General features: G+C 76.1%; 15 protein-coding genes, 1 pseudogene and 1 riboswitch. Of the genes and pseudogenes, 11 read left to right on the plus strand and 5 right to left on the minus strand.

Annotation, left to right across the window (positions count from 1 at the left end; all coding sequences use genetic code 11):
* Positions 1–28 precede the first annotated feature (28 nt).
* Positions 29–1177: a hypothetical protein gene (locus GA0070622_RS06525; RefSeq protein WP_245666134.1), complete on the minus strand. Its 1149-nt coding sequence runs from the start codon at positions 1175–1177 to the stop codon at positions 29–31.
* A gap of 126 nt (positions 1178–1303) precedes the next feature.
* On the opposite strand from GA0070622_RS06525, the gene GA0070622_RS06530 reads away from it, so the two are divergent.
* The 4 genes from GA0070622_RS06530 (at position 1304) to GA0070622_RS06545 (ending at position 5655) form a co-directional block, all read left to right on the plus strand.
* Entirely contained in the window at positions 1304–1909 is a 606-nt protein-coding gene (locus GA0070622_RS06530; protein ID WP_091576944.1) for a class I SAM-dependent methyltransferase, read from the plus strand.
* Positions 1910–1950: 41 nt separating this feature from the next.
* A complete protein-coding gene (locus GA0070622_RS06535) occupies positions 1951–3630 on the plus strand; it encodes an ABC-F family ATP-binding cassette domain-containing protein (protein ID WP_091570116.1) in 1680 nt (559 codons plus the stop codon).
* Complete coding sequence (locus tag GA0070622_RS06540; RefSeq protein ID WP_091570120.1) at positions 3627–4424, plus strand: nucleotidyltransferase domain-containing protein; 798 nt, start codon at positions 3627–3629, stop codon at positions 4422–4424. Before GA0070622_RS06535 ends, GA0070622_RS06540 begins: the two co-directional genes overlap by 4 nt.
* A 268-nt stretch (positions 4425–4692) precedes the next feature.
* Entirely contained in the window at positions 4693–5655 is a 963-nt protein-coding gene (locus GA0070622_RS06545) for an aldo/keto reductase (protein WP_176710427.1), read from the plus strand.
* 613 nt (positions 5656–6268) lie between these two features.
* On the opposite strand, the gene GA0070622_RS06550 is transcribed toward GA0070622_RS06545, so the two are convergent.
* Complete coding sequence (locus GA0070622_RS06550) at positions 6269–7180, minus strand: endonuclease domain-containing protein (protein WP_091576947.1); 912 nt, start codon at positions 7178–7180, stop codon at positions 6269–6271.
* Between the two features lie 119 nt (positions 7181–7299).
* Positions 7300–7411, plus strand: a riboswitch (TPP riboswitch).
* Here GA0070622_RS06550 and GA0070622_RS06555 point away from each other — a divergent pair.
* The 7 genes and pseudogenes from GA0070622_RS06555 (at position 7406) to thiC (ending at position 13377) form a co-directional block, all read left to right on the plus strand.
* A complete protein-coding gene (locus GA0070622_RS06555) occupies positions 7406–8032 on the plus strand; it encodes a thiamine phosphate synthase (RefSeq protein ID WP_091570130.1) in 627 nt (208 codons plus the stop codon). It overlaps the preceding riboswitch by 6 nt.
* Positions 8026–9156, plus strand: coding sequence for a glycine oxidase ThiO (gene thiO / locus GA0070622_RS06560; RefSeq protein ID WP_176710428.1), 1131 nt, complete (start codon positions 8026–8028; stop codon positions 9154–9156). The genes GA0070622_RS06555 and thiO overlap by 7 nt, the downstream gene beginning before the upstream one ends.
* Positions 9147–9347, plus strand: a complete 201-nt coding sequence (thiS, locus tag GA0070622_RS06565) for a sulfur carrier protein ThiS (RefSeq protein ID WP_013288601.1) — start codon at positions 9147–9149, stop codon at positions 9345–9347. The genes thiO and thiS overlap by 10 nt, the downstream gene beginning before the upstream one ends.
* A gap of 4 nt (positions 9348–9351) precedes the next feature.
* Positions 9352–10125, plus strand: a complete 774-nt coding sequence (locus tag GA0070622_RS06570) for a thiazole synthase (RefSeq protein WP_091570139.1) — start codon at positions 9352–9354, stop codon at positions 10123–10125.
* Positions 10126–10187: 62 nt separating this feature from the next.
* Positions 10188–10784: pseudogene (locus GA0070622_RS06575) on the plus strand (thiamine phosphate synthase); the annotation flags it as partial.
* 194 nt (positions 10785–10978) lie between these two features.
* A complete protein-coding gene (thiD, locus tag GA0070622_RS06580) occupies positions 10979–11767 on the plus strand; it encodes a bifunctional hydroxymethylpyrimidine kinase/phosphomethylpyrimidine kinase (RefSeq protein WP_091570148.1) in 789 nt (262 codons plus the stop codon).
* A 17-nt stretch (positions 11768–11784) separates the two neighbouring features.
* Positions 11785–13377, plus strand: a complete 1593-nt coding sequence (gene thiC, locus GA0070622_RS06585; protein ID WP_091570151.1) for a phosphomethylpyrimidine synthase ThiC — start codon at positions 11785–11787, stop codon at positions 13375–13377.
* A 38-nt stretch (positions 13378–13415) separates the two neighbouring features.
* Here the strand turns inward: thiC and GA0070622_RS06590 are convergent, their stop codons facing one another.
* The 3 genes from GA0070622_RS06590 to GA0070622_RS06600 all read right to left on the minus strand — a co-directional run bounded on the left by GA0070622_RS06590 (position 13416) and on the right by GA0070622_RS06600 (position 17446).
* The gene (locus tag GA0070622_RS06590) at positions 13416–16115 is read right to left on the minus strand and encodes a hypothetical protein (protein ID WP_091570154.1); all 2700 of its coding nucleotides are present in this window, start codon (positions 16113–16115) and stop codon (positions 13416–13418) included.
* Between the two features lie 75 nt (positions 16116–16190).
* The gene (locus GA0070622_RS06595; protein WP_091570158.1) at positions 16191–16499 is read right to left on the minus strand and encodes a cupin domain-containing protein; all 309 of its coding nucleotides are present in this window, start codon (positions 16497–16499) and stop codon (positions 16191–16193) included.
* Complete coding sequence (locus tag GA0070622_RS06600) at positions 16496–17446, minus strand: LLM class F420-dependent oxidoreductase (protein WP_091570161.1); 951 nt, start codon at positions 17444–17446, stop codon at positions 16496–16498. The genes GA0070622_RS06595 and GA0070622_RS06600 overlap by 4 nt, the downstream gene beginning before the upstream one ends.
* Position 17447 lies beyond the last annotated feature (1 nt).

Consider the following 17447-nt stretch of genomic DNA (forward strand, 5'->3'; position numbering starts at 1 on the left):
GGGGTGACGGGCCGTCGACGGGGCGGGGTCAGTCGTCCGAGCCGCGTTGTCCGGCGCTGTCCTCGGTCGGACCGTCGGTGGGCTGGCCGGCCGTCCCGCCGGCGGCCCGGCGGTCCAGCACGCTCCGGTTCAGGTGCAGCTCGATCAGGTCGTACATGATCTCGCGGGCGGTGGTGTCGTCGGTCGGGATGCGCTCCCCGTCGGCGCGGGTGACGAGGCAGTACGCGACGTAGTGGCCGCGTACCTGCCAGCCGACCCGGGCGGCGGCCTTCTCCACCGCCTCGGTGTCGTCGCCCGCCTTCATGCCGCGGAAGCGGCCCTGCCGCTCGTCCAGCAGCGGCCGGATCCGGTCGCGCACCCGCTGGGCGCTGGCCACGTCGGTCAGGTTGAACAGGCCGGCGGTGAGCAGGTGGTCGCCGTCGGGGGAGCGGAGCGTGCCCCGGACCACCTGGTTGCAGCCGAGCCGGACCAGCAGGTCGGCGATCTCGCCGGTGGCGGCGGAGGCGCAGTTGCCGCTCGCCTGGGTCTTGAGCACCCGGTAGGCCGGCTTGCCGTCGGTGATCACCAGGCTCTTGGCCGGGAAGACCTCCTTGGCGGTCAGCGCCGCCTGGTCGGTGTCCCGGGAGTCCAGGTCGGACCCGGCGGGCGCGGTGGTCTGCTCGACCGTCGGTTGCGGCGTCGGCTGGCCGGCCGGTGGGGTGGTGGCCCGCTCGTCGAGCAGCGCCGCGACGGCCAGCCCGGTCAGCGAGAGCAGGAGCAGCACGGCGGCGCCGCCGATCAGCGTCTGCAGGACCCGGCCGCCGCGCCGGCGGTCGGTGTGCCGGGTCCGCGGCGGGTCCCACACGTCGCCGGTACGTGCGGTCGGGCTGGCCGGGATCGGCACGGTCGGCCGGGTGGTCGCGGCCGGCACGGGCTGCGGGACCGGCGGCGCGGGCTGTGGCACCGGGGACGGCTCCCGGGGCGGCGCGGGGCGGCCTGGCGTCGGCGCCGGCGGCGCGGGCGCGGGGGCGCGGGCGGCGTCGCCGGCCGGCCGGGCCGGTGGCAGCGACGGGGTGGGGAAGCGGGAGGGCGACGGGCCCGCGGGCGGCGGCGTCGCGGCTCCGGACCCGGTGGGGGCCGACCCGGGCTTCGGGTACTCCAGGAAGGCGTCCTCGTCGGACTCGTACCGGTACACCATGTGGGATAGAGTAGGGCCGATTGTCCCTTTCAGGGGTAATATCGGGAAATTCTGGCGGAGTGGCGTCCGATGCTCCCCGCCGCACCGTCGCCGGGCCCGCTGCCGGCCGGTGCGACAATGCCGGACGTGACCGGCGACCACTACTTCACCGCTGAACCGACGACCCCGGCCCGCCCGCGCGAGGTCGAGTTCAACGTCGCCGGGCGCGACTACACCCTCACCTCGGCCGGCGGCGTCTTCTCCGCCGACCGGCTCGACCCCGGCACCGCGGTGCTGCTGCGCAAGGCGGCACTGCCCTCCGCGGGCGAGACCGGTCCGCTGCTCGACATCGGCTGCGGGTTCGGCCCGATCACCTGCGTCCTGGCCACCGTCGCGCCGGCCGCCACGGTCTGGGCGGTGGACGTCAACGAGCGGGCCCGCGCCCTCACCACCACTAACGCGGCCCGGGTGGACGCCGCCGACCGGGTCCGCGCCGTCGCCCCGGACGGGATGCCGGCGGACGTCACGTTCACCCAGATCTGGTCCAACCCGCCGATCCACATCGGCAAGGCGGAACTGCACGACCTGCTGCTGCGCTGGCTGCCCCGGCTCACCCCGGACGGCGTCGCCTGGCTGGTCGTCGCCCGCCACCTCGGCGGCGACTCGCTGCACCGCTGGCTGGTCGAGCAGGGATGGCAGGTCGACCGGCACGCCAGCCAGAAGGGCTACCGGGTGCTCCGGGTCACCCGGTAATCGGGTGTCGCCCGCGTGCCCCGCTCGGGCAGGATGCCCGCGTGGGATACGTGGACGTGGCAGGGGTCGGGCACATCCTCCCGGACGGCCGGGAGTTGTTCGGCGACGTGTCGTTCCGGGTCGGTGAGGGCGCCAAGGTGGCGCTCGTCGGCCCCAACGGCGCCGGCAAGACCACGCTGCTGCGGATGGTCGCCGGCGACCTGCCGGTCAAGACCGGCGCGATCGCCCGCAGCGGCGGGCTCGGCGTGATGCGGCAGTTCATCGGCATGATCGGCGACGAGTCGACGCTCGCCGACCTGGCCCTGTCGCTGGCGCCGCCGGCGCTGCGCGACGCCGGGCGGCGGCTCGCCGAGACCGAGGCGGCCATGCGGTCGGCCGAGGTCCGCGGCAAGTACAGCTCCGCCGCCGCCAGGACCCAGCTCGCGTACGCGGACGCGCTGGCCGCCTGGGGCGAGACCGGCGGGTACGACGCCGAGGTGCTCTTCGACACCGTCGCCACCGTCGTGCTGGATCTGCCCTGGGACAGCGCCCGGGAGCGGCCGGTGCGGACGCTCTCCGGCGGCCAGCAGAAACGCTTCGCGCTGGAACTGCTGCTGCGCGGCCCGGACGAGGTGCTGCTGCTCGACGAGCCGGACAACTTCCTCGACGTGCCCGGCAAGCGGTGGCTGGAGGCGCGACTGCGCGAGTCCGGCAAGTCGGTGCTCTACGTCTCGCACGACCGCGAGCTGCTGGCCCAGACCGCCGACCGGGTGGTGGCCGTCGAGGGCGGCAGCGCCTGGGTGCACCCGGGTGGCTTCGCGAGCTGGCACTCCGCGCGGGTGGCCCGGCACGACCGCCTCGACGAGCTGCGCAAGCGCTGGGACGAGGAGCACGAGAAGCTGCGCGAGCTGATGCTGATGTACAAGCAGAAGGCCGCGTACAACTCGGGAATGGCCTCGCGGTACCAGGCCGCGCAGACCCGGTTGCGCAAGTTCGAGGAGGCCGGGCCGCCGCCCGTACCCCCGAAGGACCAGGACATCCGGATGCGGCTGACCGGCGGGCGGACCGGCAAGCGGGCGGTGATCGCCGAGCAGTTGGAGCTGGACGGCCTGACGTACCCGTTCGACCTGGAACTCTGGTACGGCGACCGGGTCGCCGTGCTCGGCGCGAACGGCACCGGCAAGTCGCACTTCCTGCGGCTGCTGGCCCGCGGCGGCACCGACCCGGACCCGGGCAACACGCCTGTCGACGGCGCCGCCGCGCTCGCGCCGGTCGCGCACGGCGGCGTGGTCCGGCTGGGCGCGCGGGTCCGGCCGGGTCACTTCTCGCAGACCCACGACCGGCCCGAGCTGATGGAGAAGACGCTCGTCGAGGTGCTGTGGCGGGGCGACGAGCACCGGGCCGGGATGGACCGGCACGCGGCCATGGGGGCGCTGTCCCGCTACGAGCTGGCCGGCCAGGGCGACCAGCGGTTCGGGACGCTCTCCGGCGGCCAGCAGGCCCGGTTCCTGGTGCTGCTGCTGGAGCTGTCCGGCGCGACGCTGCTGCTGCTCGACGAGCCCACCGACAACCTCGACCTCGCCTCCGCCGAGGCGTTGGAGGCCGGGCTGACCGCGTTCGAGGGGACGGTGATCGCGGTGACCCACGACCGCTGGTTCACCCGGACCTTCGACCGGTTCGTGCTGTTCCGCGGCGACGGCGACGTGGTGGAGACGTCGGAACCGGTCTGGGACGTCGGATGATCGACCAGGGACTGGTCGACCGGCTGTGCGCGGTCGACGGCGTGGTCGCGGTGGCGCTCGGCGGCAGCCGGGCCCGCGGCGACCACCGGCCCGACTCCGACTGGGACCTCGGGCTCTACTACCGGGGCGAGCCGGACCTGGCCGCGCTGCGCGCGGTGGCCGCCTCGGTCGCCGACGGGCCGGTGGACCTCACCTCGCCCGGCAACTGGGGGCCCTGGGTCGACGGCGGCGGCTGGCTGCGCGTCGGCGGGGCGGCGGTGGACTGGATCTACCGGGACCTGGACCGCGTGCGGCGGATCTGGGCGGACTGCCGGGCCGGCCACTACACGGTGCAGGTACAGGCCGGTCATCCGCTCGGCTTCTACTCGCACGCGTACGCGGGGGAGGTGGCGCTCGGGCAGGTGCTCGGCGACCCGACCGGTGAGCTGACCGCGTTGCGCGCCGAGACCGTCGACTACCCGCCCGCGCTCGGCGCCGCGCTGGTGGCCGGCGGCTGGGAGACCGGGCTGCTGCTCGACGGCGCGGCGAAGGGGGCGGCCGGGGGCGACGCCGGCTACGTCGCCGGGTGCCTGTTCCGCGTCGTCGGGGTGCTGGCGCACGCGCTGCACGGCCGGGCGGGGCGGTGGCTGGTCAACGAGAAGGGCATGATCACCTCGGCCGGCCGGTTGCCGGACGCGCCGCTGGCCTTCGCCGACCGGGCGCACGCGCTGCTCGGCGCGGTGGGGCGTACCCCGGTGGAGCTGGCGGCGACGGTCGCCGACGCCCGCGCGCTGGCCGCCGACGTGCTGGGCTGAGCGGTCAGCGGCGGTCGAGCGGCGTGGCGCGTGGGCGGGCGGACGTTCGGTGCTGGTCGTGCGGCGTGGCGCGTGGGCGGGCGGACGTTCGGCGATGGTGACGCGGCGGCGGCGTGGCGTGGCGGCGGCGTGGCGGCGGCGTGGCGGTGCGGCGCGGCGTGGCGCGGGGCGTCCGCCGGAGGCCTATGGAGCTGATGCCGCGGACGACTCACCTCGGCGGTGACCCGGCCCGGCGCTCGCCCGGTGGCGGCACGGGCGCGGGCATAGGGTGGATCTCGTGAGTGAGATGACCTACCGCCGGCTGGGCGACTCCGGACTCGTGGTGTCCGTGGTCGGCATCGGCTGCAACAACTTCGGCCGCAAACTCGACACCGACGGCACCCGGGCAGTGGTGGACGCCGCGCTCGACGCCGGGATCACCTTCTTCGACACCGCCGACATCTACGGCGAGCCGCAGGGCGGCTCCGAGGAGCTGCTCGGGCAGGCGCTCAAGGGACGTCGCGACGACGTGGTGGTCGCCACCAAGTTCGGCATGGACATGCACGGCGCGAACGGGCCGGATCACGGCGCCCGGGGCGCCCGCCGCTACATCGCCCGCGCGGTCGAGGCGTCGCTGCGCCGGCTCGGCACCGACCACATTGACCTCTACCAGATGCACGAGCCGGACCCGGGTACGCCGATCGACGAGACGCTCGCCGCGCTGGACGACCTGGTGACCGCCGGCAAGGTGCGCTACCTCGGCAACTCCAACTTCGCCGGGTGGCAGATCGCCGACGCCGACTGGACCGCGTCGTCGCAGGGCCGCACCCGGTTCATCTCCGCGCAGAACCACTACTCGCTGCTGGAACGCGGCGTGGAGGACGAGGTGATCCCCGCCTGCGAGCGGTTCGGCCTCGGCATGCTGCCGTTCTTCCCGCTCGCCAACGGGCTGCTCACCGGCAAGTACAAGCGGGACGAGGCGCCCCCGGCGGGCAGCCGGCTGGCCGGCGGCGGCCGGTACGCCGAGCGGCTGGCCGCCGCGCGCTGGGACACCATCGAGGCGATCGAGGCGTACGCGGCCGAGCGCGGGATCAGCATGCTCCAGGTGGCCATCGGCGGGCTGGCCGCCCGGCCCGCGGTGACCTCGGTGATCGCCGGTGCCACCACGCCCGAGCAGGTACGCGCCAACGCCGAGGCGGGCACCTGGCAGCCCTCCGCCGAGGATCTGGACGCCCTCGACGCTCTCCTCTGACGGATCCCCGCCGGCGTGGCCGCCTCCGCGGTCCGCCGGCGTGGTCGCTCGTTGGCGTGGTGGTCCGCCAGCGAGACGGCGTGGCCGTTCCTCGCGTGGCGGTCCTGGTGCGGGCTGACCTTCCAGCGTGGCAGCCTTCGGCGGCCACCCTCCAGCGTGGCAGCCTTCGGTGGCCACCTTCCAGCACGGCGGCCTGCGCCGTGGCCACCCGCGACGCGTCACCTCTCGTGGCGATCCACCGGCGAGTGCCGCCAGGCAGACACCCATGGTGTTCCACTCAGCGCCAGCGCTCACCGTGAGTGGAACGGCATGGGTGTCAAACGAGCGCTGAGGCACCCATGGTGTTCCACCCACGGCCGGTCCTGGCGGCGGGTGGAACGTTGTGGGTGTCTGCGGGCGGGTCTGACGTCCGTGGCGCCTCAGGTCCGAGGAGTGCGACGACCGCCCGGACGACTTCGACCTGGCCGCCTACCGCGGGGCGGGGGCGTCGGGCGGGGCGGGCCCGGCGGGCGGGGCAGAGCTGACGGGCGGCGGCGGCACGTCGGGTGGGGCGGCACGTCGGGCGGGGCCGAGGGGCGGGGCATTCGGGTGTGGGCGCGTGGGGGACACCGGGTCAGTGCGGCGGTGCGGTGGCGAGGCGTTCGGCGAGTGCCTGGCGGACCAGGGCGACGGTGGCGTCCGGACGGCGCAACACGTCGTCGGCGGTGAACCGGAGCACCACCCAACCGGCCGCGCGGAGCGCGTTCAGGCGCGCCACGTCGCGACGGAAGTGAGCTCGCTCGCGGTGGTGGTCGCCGTCGTACTCGATCGCGAGGCGGAGCGCCGGCCAGGCCAGGTCGACCCGGGCCACGAAGCGCCCGCCCGCGCGTACCTCGTGCTGCGCGACGAGCGGGCCGAGGCCGGCGTCGAGGAGGAGCAGCCGCAGGCGGGTCTCCATCGGGGACTCGCTCGACGGCTCGGCCAGGGCCAGCACCTCGCGCAGCAGCGGAGCGCCCGGCCAGCCCGGTCGGTCGGCGGCGTAGGAGCGCAGGGCGGGCAGCGTCACCACCCGGCGGCGGAGCAGCGCTTCGACGGCGACCAGCGCGTCGGCGCGTGACCCCTGCCGACCAAGGTCGAACGCGGTGCGCAGCGTGGTGGTGACCGGGAGCCCGCCGAACCGGGTCCGATCCCCACCGGGCAACGGGGACCGGGCGACCGACAGACGCGGGTGCGGGCGCAGTCGGGCGGGGCGCGGCAGCAGCACCGTCACCGGCGCGTCCCGGCCCAGCAGGTCCACCCGGAACAGCCAGGCGGCGCTGCGTCCCGCCAGTGCGGCACCCGGCGGCAGGCGCAGCGCCACCGCCTCGCACCACATCCGGTGGTCGTCGGCGCGGTGTCCGTCCCGGTGCACGTACACGTCAGGCAGCAGACGGACCCATGTCGGCCCGCGCAACATCGTCCAGGTCAGCAGCCCTTCGGAGACGGCACGGCTGCCCCGGAACGGCAGGGCGGACAGGCCGCCGGGCGCTCGGGCGTGAGCGGGCATCCGCACAGCGTGTCGTGACGCGACGGTCACCGTACGCCCCGATCCGGCGCGCGGCGGGTTCCTGGGAAAAACGTCACCCGGTCTTCCGTCCGGCGGGGGAGGCGTCGTACGGTAGGCCGCAAGTGACCCACGGGAGCCCGGTGTGGACCGGGCTGAGAGGGGGGCTGGGAGCCCCCGACCGTCGAACCTGATCCGGGTAATGCCGGCGCAGGGAGGAGCGTTGCCGTGCCGTCCCTGGGACGACTGCATCTCATCACCGACACCCGGCCGGGGCGTGACCCGCTCGCCGTGCTGCGCGCCGCCCTGCCGGTGGCCCGCGCCGACCTCGTCGTGCAGGTCCGGGTGGAGGACGACGCCACCGACCGGGAGGCGTACGAGCTGGCCCGCCTGGTGGTCGACGCCTGCCGGCCGTACGGGGCGCGGTGCCTGGTCAACGACCGGTTGCACGTGGCGGTGGCGGTGGTGGCTGCCGGGGGCCACGTCGGGGCGGACGACCTGCCGGTGGCCGCCGCGCGTCGGGTGCTCGGCCCGGACGCCGTGCTCGGCGCCACCGCCCGCGAGCCGGGCGGCGCCCGAGCGGCCGTCGCCGCCGGCGCGAGTTACCTGGGCGTCGGCCCGTGCCACGCCACCACCACCAAGTCCGGCCTGCCCACGCCGATCGGCCCGGCGGGGGTACGCGCCGTCGCCGGGGCGGTGGACGTGCCGGTGATCGCCATCGGCGGGGTGACCGCCGCCACCGTGCCGGCGCTGCGGGCCGCCGGGGCGTACGGGGTGGCGGTGGTGGGGGCGGTCAGCGGGGCGGCCGACCCGGCCCGGGCCACCGCCGAGCTGCTCGGTGCGCTGACGTGTTAAGCAGGGGCCCTTCCTCTACCGGAGGCGTTAACAGGGGGCCCTTCCTTACCGACGTGGCGGTGGTGGGTGGCGGGCCGATCGGGTGGGCGATCGCGTGGCGGTGCGCCCAGCGCGGGCTGCGCGTGGTGGTGCACGACGACCGGCCCGGGTCGGGTGCCTCCTCGGTGGCCGCGGGGATGCTCTCGCCGGTCGCCGAGGCGTACTTCGGGGAGCACGAGTTGACCGGGCTGCTGGTCTCGTCCGCCGCCCGCTGGCCCGCGTTCGCCGCGGAGCTGACCGCGGCGAGCGGCGTCGACCTCGGGCATCGCACCGAGGGCACGCTCGTCGTCGGGCTCACCGCCGACGACCTGGCCGAGGCGCGGCGGCTGTGGTCGTACCAACAGGGTCTGGCACTGCCGATCACGCCGCTGCGCCCCTCGGAGCTGCGCGACCGTGAGCCGGCGCTGGCCACCCGGGTGCGCGGCGGCGCCGTGGCGCCCGGCGACCACCAGGTCGACCCGCGCCGGCTGGTCACCGCGTTGCGCGCGGCGGCCGGGCGGGCCGGCGTCGCGCTGCGGCCGGTGCGGGTCGGCGCGCTGTCCGAGGTGGACGCCCGGGTCACCGTGGTCGCGGCGGGCTGCGGCGCGGCGGCGTTGACCGGCCTGCCGGTCCGGCCGGTCAAGGGCCAGGTGCTGCGACTCCGCGCGCCCGCCGGCGGCCCGCCGGGCTTCCGGCACGTGATCCGGGGGTACGCCGACGGCGAGGCGGTCTACCTGGTGCCCCGGGACAGCGGCGAGGTGGTGGTCGGCGCGACCGTCGAGGAGCGCGCGGACACCGAGGTCACCGCCGGAGGCGTGCTGACGCTGCTGCGCGCCGCCGCCGAGCTGGTGCCGGAACTCGTCGAGTACGAGCTGGTGGAGGCCGTCGCCGGGCTGCGCCCCGGTACGCCGGACAACGCCCCGGTCATCGGGCCGCTGCCCGGCCTGCCCGGTGTGGTCGTGGCGACCGGCCACCACCGGCACGGCATCGTGCTCACCCCGGTCACCGCCGACCTGGTCGCCGAGCTGATCGTCACCGGCGAGCCGGATCCCGCGCTCGCCCCCTTCACCCCGGACCGCTTCGGGAAGGAGCGCACGTGGAACTGATCGTCAACGGCACGGGCCGGACGCTGCCCGAGGGCGTCACCGTCGCCGAGGTGGTCCGCACCGTCACCGACCGGGAGCGCGGGCTCGCGGTCGCGGTGAACGGCGAGGTGGTGCCGCGCGGCGGCTGGTCGGCAAGCGTGCTGCGCGACGGCGACCGGGTCGAGGTCCTCAGCGCCACCCAGGGCGGGTGAGCGGATGTCCACGTTGGAGATCGGCGGGGTCTCGTTCGGCTCCCGGCTCGTCCTCGGCACCGGCGGCGCGGCCAACCTGCATGTGCTGGAGCAGGCGATCCGCGCCTCCGGCACCGAGCTGGTGACACTGGCGCTGCGCCGGGTGGACACCGCGCCCGGCGGGTCGGTCGGGCTGCTGGACCTGGTGGAGCGGTGCGGCGTACGGCTGCTGCCGAACACGGCCGGCTGCCGCACCGCCGTCGAGGCGGTGAAGACCGCGCACCTGGCCCGGGAGGCGTTCGACACCGACTGGGTGAAGCTGGAGGTGATCGGCGACGAGCGCACGCTGCTGCCCGACGGGGTGGAGCTGCTGCGCGCCGCCGAGGAGCTGGTCGCGGACGGGTTCACCGTGCTGCCGTACACCTCGGACGATCCGGTGCTGGCCCGGCGGCTGGCCGACGTGGGGTGCGCGGCGGTGATGCCGGCCGGGTCGCCGATCGGCTCCGGTCTGGGCATCGGCAACCCGCACCACATCCGGCTGATCCGGCAGGCCGTCGACGTCCCGGTGGTGCTCGACGCGGGCATCGGCACCGCCTCCGACGCCGCGCTCGCGATGGAGCTGGGCTGCGACGCGGTGCTGCTGGCCAGCGCCGTGACCCGGGCCGCCGACCCGGTGGCGATGGCCACGGCGATGCGGTACGCGGTCGAGGCCGGCCGCCTGGCGTACGGCGCGGGCCGCATCGCCCGCCGCTTCCACGCCCTCGCGTCCACGCCGGACGAGGGACGGCCCGACCTGTGACCGCCGTACGCGCTGCGGATCTTGGTACGGATGCGCCCCTGGAGGGGCGGCCGCGTACCAGGATCGAGGGCTGCCCGAGTGGGCTTGTGCTGCTCACCGATCGGCGCGTCGCGCGGGGGGCGCTCGTCGACGTGGTGGCGGGTGCCGTGGGCGGGGGAGTGCGGTGGGTGGTGCTGCGGGAGAAGGACCTGCCCCGCGCCGAACGCCTCGCGCTCGCTGTCGACCTGCGCGCGATCCTCGCCGAGGCGGGCGGCACGCTCGTCGTGGCCGGACCGGATCCGCTCGACGGGGACGCGGTGCACCTGCCCGCCGCCGGCCCCTACCCGCCGCCCGCCGTCGGACTGGTCGGCCGCTCCTGCCACGACACCGCCGAGCTGGCCCGGCTCACCACCGAGCACTACGCGACGCTGTCCCCGGTCTACGAGACGAAGACGAAGCCCGGCCACGGCCCGGCACTGCGCCCGGCCGGACTCGCCGTGCTGGTGAAAGCCAGCCCGGTCCCGGTGCTCGCCCTGGGCGGCATCGAAACCCCGGATCAGGTCACCGCATGCGTCGAGGCGGGCGCCGCCGGCGTAGCCGTGCTGGGCGCGATCATGCGCGCCCAGGACCCCACCGAAACCGCCACCACGCTGGGCAGAGCCTTCCAGGAGGCGGCCACCCGCCTTGTCACCAGCCCTGCGCGTCGCGGCGAACGTCCCCCCGAGACAGGGCTGCGGCCGACCGTGACCACGGAGGGATCAAGCCTGACCGCCCGGAGTGGGCACGGTCGGCCGCAGCCCCGACCGCAACCACCGAAGAACGCCAGTGGGCACGGTCGGCCGCAGCCCTCAACCGTAACCACCGGAGAAGACCAGTGACGCCGAGAACAGTTCTCACCATCGCCGGCTCCGACTCCGGGGGCGGCGCCGGCATCCAGGCCGACCTGAAGACGTTCGCCGCGCTCGGCGCGTACGGCACGAGCGTGCTCACCGCCGTCACCGCGCAGAACACCCGGGGCGTCGACGCGGTCCTGCCGCTGCCCCCGCAGACCGTGCGCGACCAGCTGGACAGCGTGCTCGGCGACTTCGCCGTCCGCGCGGTGAAGACCGGAATGCTCGGCACCCCGGCCGTCGCCGACGCGGTGGCCGACGCGGCCCGGGCCGGGCGGCTGCCGCACCTGGTCGTCGACCCGGTGCTGGTCGCCACCAGCGGGCACCGGCTCGGCGTGGTGGAGGCGGTCGAGCGGCTGCTCCCGTACGCCGAGGTGGCGACGCCGAACTGCGCGGAGGCCGCGGCCCTCACCGGAGGCCCGGTGGGCACCGTCGAGGAGATGGTCGCGGCGGCCGAGGCGCTGGCGGCGCGCGGACCGGCGTTCGTGGTGGTGACCGGCGGCGACGTGGACGCGGCCGGCGAGTCGGTGGACGTGCTGGCGGGCGGGGGGACTACGCGGCTGCTGCGCGCGCCCCGGGTGGACACCCGGCACAACCACGGCACCGGCTGCTCGTTCGCGGCCGCCGTCGCGGTCCGGTTGGCCGCCGGCGACCCGGTGCCGGTCGCGGTGGAGGCCGCCAAGGAGTACGTCACCCGCGCGCTGACCGGCGCGCGGAGCTGGGAGCTGGGCGCGGGACGCGGCCCGCTGGACCACTTCGGCTGGTCCGCTTGACCGACAGGGAGGCTGTCATGCAGGCACGTCGCAAGGTGTACGTGGAAGGGTCCCGGCCGGACGTCCGGGTGCCGTTCGCCGAGGTGGCGCTGACCGGGGACAACCCGCCGGTCCGGCTCTACGACACCTCCGGCCCCGGCTCCGACCCGGAGGTCGGGCTGCCCGCGCTGCGCGGGCCGTGGATCGCCGAGCGCGGCGACGTGGCGCCGGTCCGGGGCGCCGGCACCCCGCTGGCCGGGGTGGACGGGAAGCGGCCGACGCAGCTCGCGCACGCCCGGGCCGGGATCGTCACCCCGGAGATGGAGTTCGTGGCGATCCGGGAGTCGGTGACGCCGGAGTTCGTCCGGGACGAGATCGCGGCCGGGCGGGCGGTGCTGCCGCTGAACGTCAACCACCCGGAGTGCGAGCCGGCGATCATCGGCAAGGCGTTCCTGGTCAAGGTCAACGCGAACATCGGCACCTCGGCGGTGACCTCGTCGGTGGCGGAGGAGGTGGAGAAGCTCACCTGGGCGACCCGGTGGGGCGCGGACACCGTGATGGACCTGTCCACCGGCAAGCGGATCCACGAGACCCGCGAGGCGATCGTGCGCAACGCCCCGGTGCCGATCGGCACCGTGCCGATCTACCAGGCGCTGGAGAAGGTCGGCGGCGACCCGGTGAAGCTGAGCTGGGAGGTGTTCCGCGAGACGGTGATCGAGCAGGCGGAGCAGGGCGTCGACTACATGACGGTGCACGCCGGGGTGCTGCTGCCGTACGTGCCGCTCGCGGTGGACCGGGTCACCGGCATCGTGTCCCGGGGTGGCTCGATCATGGCGGCCTGGTGCCTGGCGCACCACGAGGAGAACTTCCTCTACACGAACTTCGCCGAGCTGTGCGCGATCCTGGCCCGCTACGACGTGACGTTCTCCCTCGGTGACGGCCTGCGCCCCGGCTCCATCGCGGACGCCAACGACGAGGCGCAGTTCGCCGAGCTGCGCACGCTCGGCGAGCTGACGAAGGTCGCCTGGGAGCACGACGTCCAGGTGATGATCGAGGGCCCGGGGCACGTCCCGATGCACAAGATCAAGGAGAACGTGGACCTCCAGCAGGAGTGGTGCCACGAGGCGCCGTTCTACACGCTCGGGCCGCTGACCACCGACGTCGCGCCCGCGTACGACCACATCACCTCCGCGATCGGCGCGGCGATGATCGGCATGTTCGGCACCGCGATGCTCTGCTACGTCACGCCGAAGGAGCACCTCGGGCTGCCGGACCGGGACGACGTGAAGGCGGGCGTGATCGCCTACAAGATCGCGGCGCACGCGGCCGACCTGGCCAAGGGGCACCCCGGCGCGCAGGCGTGGGACGACGCGCTCTCCAAGGCCCGGTTCGAGTTCCGCTGGGAGGACCAGTTCAACCTGGCGCTCGACCCGGAGACCGCACGGGCCTACCACGACGCGACGCTGCCGGCGGAGCCGGCGAAGACCGCGCACTTCTGCTCGATGTGCGGGCCGAAGTTCTGCTCCATGAAGATCACCCAGGAGCTGAAGGACTACGCGGCGCGCGGCATGCGCGGCAAGTCCGAGGAGTTCGTCGCCTCCGGTTCCCGGGTCTACCTGCCGCTGGCCTGAGCGTTTCCGGGGCCGGGGAGAGCCCGGCCCCGGACGGCTCAGTCGCGGTGGTGCCGGCCGGTCCGCAGCGAGCGGGCGTCGTCGGCGTTGTCGTCCGAGGCGAGACCGGCGACCCAGTCGACGTACTCGTCGTCGGTCGTGGCGTCCGGCTCGACCGTCCGGTCGGCCGGCTCCGGCTCGCCCTTGGCCCGGTTGCGCCGGAACAGGCCCCGCCGGGCCCTGGTCTTCCCGCCGACCGCGTCGGCGTCCTCCGGACCGGCGTGCCGCCCCCGCTCCCCGGTCGGGTCCGGCTCGGCGCCGTCCGGACCGGGACCGGCCTGCGCCGGCACGGTCGTCTCGGCGGCGGCGGTCCGGGGCGGCTCCGGAGCGGTCGGGCCGGCGGGCTTGGCGTTGGTGGCCAGCGCGTCCCAGCCGGTGCTCCGGCCCGGCTCGGGCAGTCCCTGGTGCCGGGGGCGGGGGGCCGGCTCGGCGCGGGCGGCCCGATCGTCGCCGTCCCGGCCGATGGCCGGCCCGCTCGGCCCGGTCGCGCTGTCCGGACGCGGCGGCCGGCTGGCGATCGGCCAGGCCGGCCGCACCTCGCCCGGCCGTTCGGCGACGTCCTCGAAGATGGGGAACCGGGGCCGGGGCGACGGGGGCGCGGCGGGTGGGCCGGCCGGCTCGGCGTCGTCGAAGAAGAAGCTCCGGGCGCGAGCCAGCTTCGGCTCGACCGGTGACTCGGCGGCCGGCGGGGCGATCGGCATGTCCGCGTCGCCCGGCGTCGCCGCGCCTCCCGGCTTCTCCGTGGCGGCCGGCGCCGGGTCGGCCGGCGTTCCCGTGGCGGCTGGCGCCGAGGCGGTCGGTGCCGGGTCGGTCGGTGTCGGGCCGGGCGGTGTCGGGTCGGCGGTGTCGCGCGGGGCGGAGGCGGTGGCCGCGGCGATCGGGCCCGCCGGCGGGACGTCCCCGGCCGGTGGCGTGGTGGCGGACACCGGCGCGGCGTCGCTCCGGCTGGTCCGGGCGGCGCGCGTGCGGCGCGACCGGGTGGGCCGGCCGGTGCCCTCGTCACCCGGTACGGCAGCGTCCACCGCCGGTACGGCGGCGTCGCGCGTCGGGCTCCGCGTCGCGTCGGGCACCGTGACCGGCTCGGGCGTATCGCTCCCGGCGACGGGGCTGTCTCCGGTCGGCGTCCGGTCGTCGGTGGACCGCTCGGCCGCCCGGCCGCGTCGCGCCCGCGCGCCGCGTGCCGGGGCGGAGGGCGTCTCGGCCGGGCGGGGGGCGGACGCCGCCGGGTCGGTCCGCGGCTCGGGTTCCGGCCCGACGGCCCCGGTGGTCGAGGCGGTAGCCCCGCCGGTGGCCGCCGGCGCGTCGGCGGCCGCGCTGCCGGCGGTCGCGGTCCCCGCGACCGCCGGGGCCGGCTCGGTGACCGGCACCGGCTCGGTGAGCGGGGCCGGCTTGGTGAGCGGGGACGGCGCGGTGAGCGGGGACGGCGCGGCGGCGGCATCGGTCCGGGGACGCGGTGGGGTGTGGTCCGGGTCCGGCCCGGCCGACGGCTGCGGCCCGGGCCGGCCGGCGGCCAGCACGTCGATGGCCGAGGTCCGCCGGCCCGGGGACAACAGGCCGGACACCGCGCGGGTGCGGGCGTGGTCCTCGTCGTCCGGCTGGCCCGGCGCGGTGGGCGGCCCGGGAACGGTGGGCTGTTCCGGGGCGACGTGCCGAGGGCCGGGGGACGCGCCGGCGGCGCCGCCGGTCTCCGGCCAGTCCCAGTGCGCGGGTGCGGGCCCGCCGGGCGCGGCCGGGGACGCCGCCGCGCCGGTGGCCGCGACCGTGGTGCCGGTGGCCGGCGCGGCGCCGGTCGCCGTGGGCGGCAGCGGCGCCAGGATGTCGGTCGGTTCCACGGCGTCGCCGGCCGCGCCGATCGGCCGGGGAAGCACCGTGGTGGCGGTCGAGCCGAGCGCTCCGGCGACAACCGCGATCAGCGCGCCGTAGTAGGGCGCGAGCTGGTAGCGGTCGGTCGCGGTGCCGGGGCCGGCGGTCAGGTAGGCGAAGGCGACCAGCACCGGGCCGGCCGCCCCGGCCGCGCCGCCGACCAGCGGCGGGTGCCCGGCCCGGCGGGCCCGCACGCCGACCGCGCCGCCCGCGAGCAGGGCCAGCACCGGTAGCAGCAGCATGGCCAGCCGCTGCGCCGCGGCCGGGTCCAGCCAGGACGGTTCGAGGACCCCCAGCCGTACGGTGGCCAGCGGGCGGTTGGCGACGATCGTCGGCGCGACGGAGAGCAGGGCGAGCAGCCAGACGATCCCGGCGGTGCCCGCGACGCCCCAGCCGAACGGCGGCTTGAGCAGCACGGTGATGGCCGCGCCCGCGCCCACCACCGCGCCGAGGGCGGCGCAGATGCCGGCGGCCCACACCGGGTCGACCGAGCCGCCCAGTTCGGCGGCGCGGGCCGGCTGCATGCAGAGCGGGGCGACCACGATCGCGCCCAGCGCGCTGACGCCGGCGATGGAGAGCAGCTCGGTGGTGCCGGCGGGGACCTCGTCCCGGCGGGCGAAGCGCTCGGTGAGGACGGCCCCGGCGACCGTGGCGACCGCGGCGAACCAGCCGACCCAGGCGAGCTGGGCGGGCCACCGGTTGACCGAGGCATCGACGAACGCGCCGTCGAGACGGACGACGCCGAAGCCGTACGCGATGCCGAGCTGGCCGGCACCGGCGAGCACACTCACCCCGAGCGCCGTGAGCAGCAGCCTGCCCCACGTCCGAAAGGCCATGTCGGGCACGTTACGGCCCGGTGGGGTGGTTCGCCACCTTGCCACCGCGCGGCGCGGCGAACCCCGCCGGCGTGGCTACGTCAACTCGACCAGACGGGCGAGGTAGGTGGTGTCACCGACGTTGGTCAGCATGTGCACCGCGCCCGGGTCGCGGTAGACCACCCCGCCGGTGGGCTCGTCGGCGTCGATCGTGACGCCGTCGATCGTCTGCACCACGTTCTTCGCGCCCTGGACCGCCACCACCAGGTACGGGTGGTCGTGCCGATGCAGCGGCTGCCGCTCGCCCGGCTCCAGCCGGATGTGCCAGACGCGTACCCGGTCGTTCTCGAAGACGATCTCCTGGCCCACCGGGCCGAGTTCGGGTTCGGCGGAGAGGTCGGTCATCGTGGTCCGTCCAGTTGGGGGAGCACCTCGGCGGCGATCAGCTCCACGTGGTCGAGGTCGTCGAAGTCGATCAGCCGCAGGTGGACCCGGGTGGTCCCGACCGCGGCGAACTCGCCGAGCCGGTCGACGAGCTGGGCCGGGGAGCCGACCACCGGGTCCTCCGGCGGGAGCGCGCTGGTGACGTGCAGCGGCGCGGCCCGGCGCCGTGCCTCGGCGTCGGTGCGTCCGATCGCCACCACGACGCCGGCGGAGAGCGTCAGCGGCGCGCGGCCGGAGGCGTCACGGCCGGTGCGGTCGCACGCCTCGCGGACCCGCTCGTACGCGGCGGCCGTCTCGGCGACGCTCTTGAACGGCATGTTGAACTCGTCGGCGTACCGGGCGGCCAGCTCGGGGGTGCGCTTCGGGCCGCGGCCGCCCACGATCACCGGCGGGCCGGGCTGCTGCACCGGCTTGGGCAGCGCGGGCGCGTCGGCCAGCCGGTAGTGCTCGCCGGTGAAGCTGTACGTCTCGCCGAGCGGGGTGCGCCACAGCCCGGTGACGATCTCCAACTGCTCGGCCAGGCGGTCGAACCGCTCGTTGACCGGCGGGAACGGGATGCCGTAGGCGGTGTGCTCGCGCTCGAACCAGCCGGCGCCGATGCCCAGCTCGACCCGGCCGCCGCTCATCCGGTCGACCTGGGCGACCATGACGGCCAGCGGTCCGGGCAGGCGGAAGGTCGCCGAGGTGACCAGCGTGCCGAGCCGGATCCGGGAGGTCTCCCGGGCCAGCGCGGCGAGCGTGAGCCAGGCGTCGGTGGGGCCGGGCAGCGCCGGCTCGTCTCCCATGGCCCGGTAGTGGTCGGCCCGGAAGAAGCCCTCGAAGCCGGTCTCCTCGACCAGGCGGGCGAACCGGAGCTGGTCGTCGTAGTCCGCTCCGCGGTGGGGTTCGGTGAAGACCGAGACCCGCATG

The sequence above is a fragment of the Micromonospora sediminicola genome, from assembly GCF_900089585.1.
Lineage (GTDB): Bacteria > Actinomycetota > Actinomycetes > Mycobacteriales > Micromonosporaceae > Micromonospora > Micromonospora sediminicola.